This window comes from Streptomyces sp. NPDC002265, assembly GCF_040296125.1.
Taxonomy (GTDB): domain Bacteria; phylum Actinomycetota; class Actinomycetes; order Streptomycetales; family Streptomycetaceae; genus Streptomyces.
This window is the reverse complement of the sequence record NZ_JBEOWS010000577.1, coordinates 1-3664: the sequence shown is the minus strand read 5'-3', so window position 1 is coordinate 3664 and position 3664 is coordinate 1. Positions and strand designations below refer to the sequence as shown.

The window sequence follows — 3664 nt, the reverse complement described above, 5'->3', positions numbered from 1 at the left end:
GGCCCGCACCTCCCGCCCTCTCCGTTCCTCCGCCCTCTCCGTTCCTCCCTCCCATCACCCGACTCCTCCCTCCCACCACCCGACCCGCACGAGCCGCACCGCGAAGGAGCAGCCGTATGCCCTCGCACCTCCCCCTTTCTCTCTCCCGCCGGGGTTTCCTCCTGGCGGGCGCCGGCGCGGGCGCCGCCCTCGGTCTCACCCCGGCCCCCGCACGGGCCGCGGCCCGCCCCCGCCCCTTCGGCCGCTACGGTTCACCGGCCGACCGCGCCACCCCGGCCACCCTGTACGTCGACCGGGGCGGGCGGGGCGACTTCACCACCGTCCAGGCCGCCGTGACCGCCGCGGCCGGCAGCGGCTGGACCCTGGTCATCGCGCCCGGCACCTACCGGGAGACGGTCGCCGTCGACGCCACCCGCACCGGGACGACCTGGATCGGCGCCTCGCAAGACCCCCGGGACGTCGTGATCGTGTACGACAACGCGGCCGGCACACCCAGGCCCGACGGCTCGGGCACCTACGGCACCACCGGGTCCGCCACCACGACCGTGCAGGCCGACGGCTTCACCGCCCGCTGGATCACCTTCGCCAACGACTGGCTGCGCGCCGACCACCCAGGCGTCACCGGCACCCAGGCCGTCGCGATCAAGGTGCAGGGCGACCGCTCGGCCTTCCACCACTGCCGCTTCCTCGGCCACCAGGACACGCTGTACGCCGACTCCCGCGCCCTGACCGCCTTCGCCCGCCAGTACTACGCCCACTGCTACGTCGAGGGCGACGTCGACTTCGTCTTCGGCCGGGCGACCGCCGTCTACGAGAACTGCCACTTCCGCACCCTGGACCGCACCGATCTGGCCGGCGCCCCCTACGGCTTCGTGTTCGCGCCGTCCACCGCGGCCGCCAACCCGTGCGGCTATCTGGTGAGCCGGAGCCGGGTCGGCAGTGCGGCCCCGGACGCCTTCTACAAGCTGGCCCGTCCCTGGGTGCCCGGCTCCGACCCCACCGCCCGCCCCATGCTCACCGTCCGCGACACCCACCTGGGCGCCGGCATCGACGCGGTCGCGCCCTACACCGACATGTCGGCCGCCTACCCGTGGCAGGACCAGCGGTTCGCCGAGTACCGCGACAACGGTCCCGGCGCCGAGATCACGGTCCCGGAGAACCGGCCCCAACTCACCCACGAGGAAGCCCGGTCGGCGACCCGCGAGGTCTACCTCGGCGACTGGGCGCCCTGGAAGGAGTGCTGACGGACATGCGCCGACGCACCCTCCTCACCGGCCTGGCCGGCGCCTTCGTCCCGGTGGCCGCCGGCCCTGCCGCGGCCCACGACGGCCGGGTCCTGCACGTACGCCCCGGCGACTCGGTGCAGCGGGCCGTGGACCGGGTGGACCGGCCGGGCCGGACGATCGTCGTGCACCCGGGGACCTACCGCGAGGCCGTCACCGTCCCCGCCGACGCGGCGGAGCTGACCCTGCGCGGCGCCACCGGCGACCCGCGCGACACCGTCATCGTCCTCGACCGCGCCAACGGCACCCAGCGGCCGGACGGTTCGGGCACGTACGGCACGGCCGGATCCGCCACCTTCACCTCGGCGGCCCCCGGTCTCACCGTCCGCGACCTGACCCTCGCCAACGACTGGCTGCGCGCCGACCACCCGGAGATCACCGGCACCCAGGCGGTCGCGGCCTACGTCACCGGGGACCGCTCGTCCTTCGAGAACGTCCGCCTGCTGGCCCACCAGGACACCCTGTTCGCGGACACGACCGCCCTCGACGCCTTCGACCGCCAGTACTTCCGTCACTGCCACATCGAGGGCGACGTCGACTTCGTCTTCGGCCGGGCGACCGCCGTGTTCGAACGCTGCCGGTTCCACACCCTGCGACGGGAGGTGGCCTTCACCCCGAAGGGCATGGTCTTCGCGCCCGCCACGGCCCGCGCCAACCCCTACGGATTCCTCGCCGTCCGCTGCCGGGTCACCTCGGCCGCCGAGGACGCGGCCTACAAGCTCGCCCGGCCCTGGGTGCCGTCGTACGAGACGACCGCGTGGCCCTCGCTGGTGGTCCGGGACACCTGGCTGGGCCCCGGCATCGACGCGGTGGCCCCGTACACGAACATGCGCGACGCCTACCCGTGGCAGACCATGCGCTTTCGCGAGTACGCCGACTCCGGCCCCGGCGCGGTGATCACGGTCCCGGAGAACCGGCCGCAGCTGACGGCGCGGGAGGCCGCCGAGCACACCCCGCGGACCTATCTGCGCGACTGGCGGCCCCACGGCCGCCCGTGACCGCCCATGACGTCCCCAGCACCCTCACCCGACACAGCCGCACGGCGAAAGGAACCGCACGCCATGTCCCGTCGTACCGCTCTCACCCTCACCGCCGCCCTGGCCTTAGGATCGGGCCTCGCGGTCCTCCCCACCCAGGCCCAGGCCGCCACCGTGGTCGTCAGCAACGTGACCGATCTGACCAGCGCCATCAAGAACGCCGGCGCAGGCACCGTCATCCAGGTCCGCGGCGGCACCTACTACCCGACGGCCACCCTCCAGTCCACGGTCAACGGCACCTCCTCCGCCCCGGTCACACTGACCGCGTACGGCTCGGAGACCGTCAAGATCGACGGCTCCTCGCTCCCGGACGGGGACTGGATCTTCAAGCTGACCGCCGACTACTGGAACGTCTCCAGCATCACCTTCCAGAACTCCCCGGACAGCGCGGTCGTCTGCCAGTCCTGCACCGGCACCAACTGGACCGACATCAAGACCATCGACGGCGGCGACTCCGGGTTCACCCTCACCGGCGACGGCACGGTCAACAACACCGTCAAGTACCTGGACAGCTACGGCAACTACGACGCCGCCAACCACGGTGAGAACGCCGACGGCGTCGCCGTGAAGTTCGGCTCCGGCTCCGGCAACCTCATCACCGGCGCCCGCCTCTACAACAACTCGGACGACGGGATCGACTTCTGGTCCTTCTCCTCGCCCGTCACCGTCGAGCACACCTGGTCCTTCGGCAACGGCGTCAACCGCTGGTCCGACTCGGCCTTCGCCGGTGACGGCAACGGCTACAAGCTGGGCGGCGACGGTGAGGTGGTCGCCCATGTCGTCAACAACTCGGCGGCCTGGGGCAACAAGGGCAACGGCTTCACCGAGAACTCCAACACCGGCGCCATCGTCATCAACCGCTCCACCGCCTACGCCAACGGCAACTGGGGCTACTACTTCGCCACCAGCGCGGCCCGCCTCGGCAAGAACCTGGCCGTGGGCAGCGGCAGCGGCTCGGTCTCCAAGGGCTCCTCGGTGGTCTCGGCCGGCAACAACTGGGACAGCGGCATCAGCACCCCCGCCTTCAAGTCGACGGACGCCACGACCACGTACAACTCCCGCCAGTCCGGCGGTGCGTTGCCCGTGACGACGTTCCTGACCACGGGCAGCAGCACCATCGGCGCGACCATGGACTGACGAAGTGCCGTCGACTCCGGGGCGCTTGACCCGTTTTTTGCCTGTGAGGGAGATATCGATCAGGCAACGGGTCTCGCGCCCACCAGGGCGACGCGCGTAGAACTCGTGTCATGCATAAGTCACTTCGTCTCGCGGCGCTCGCCGCGGCGTGTGCCGTCGCCGGTGCCGGCCGCTACGGCGCCGGCGCCGCCCCGGCCGGCCCGTCCA

At 72.0% G+C, this 3664-nt stretch carries 3 protein-coding genes; all 3 read left to right on the top strand.

What is annotated here, in order from left to right:
• Nucleotides 1-116: 116 nt before the first annotated feature.
• Complete coding sequence (locus ABT085_RS45040) at nt 117-1244, top strand: pectinesterase family protein (RefSeq protein ID WP_351622665.1); 1128 nt, start codon at nt 117-119, stop codon at nt 1242-1244.
• Nucleotides 1245-1249: 5 nt separating this feature from the next.
• Nucleotides 1250-2281: a pectinesterase family protein gene (locus ABT085_RS45035; RefSeq protein ID WP_351622662.1), complete on the top strand. Its 1032-nt coding sequence runs from the start codon at nt 1250-1252 to the stop codon at nt 2279-2281.
• A gap of 63 nt (nt 2282-2344) precedes the next feature.
• A complete protein-coding gene (locus ABT085_RS45030; protein ID WP_351622659.1) occupies nt 2345-3457 on the top strand; it encodes a right-handed parallel beta-helix repeat-containing protein in 1113 nt (370 codons plus the stop codon).
• Nucleotides 3458-3664: the final 207 nt, after the last annotated feature.

Excerpts from the sequence above, each read along its gene's own strand:
- ABT085_RS45040 (WP_351622665.1), top strand. The coding sequence starts at position 117 with ATGCCCTCGCACCTCCCCCTTTCTCTCTCCCGCCGGGGTTTCCTCCTG.
- ABT085_RS45035 (WP_351622662.1), top strand. The coding sequence starts at position 1,250 with ATGCGCCGACGCACCCTCCTCACCGGCCTGGCCGGCGCCTTCGTCCCG.
- ABT085_RS45030 (WP_351622659.1), top strand. The coding sequence starts at position 2,345 with ATGTCCCGTCGTACCGCTCTCACCCTCACCGCCGCCCTGGCCTTAGGA.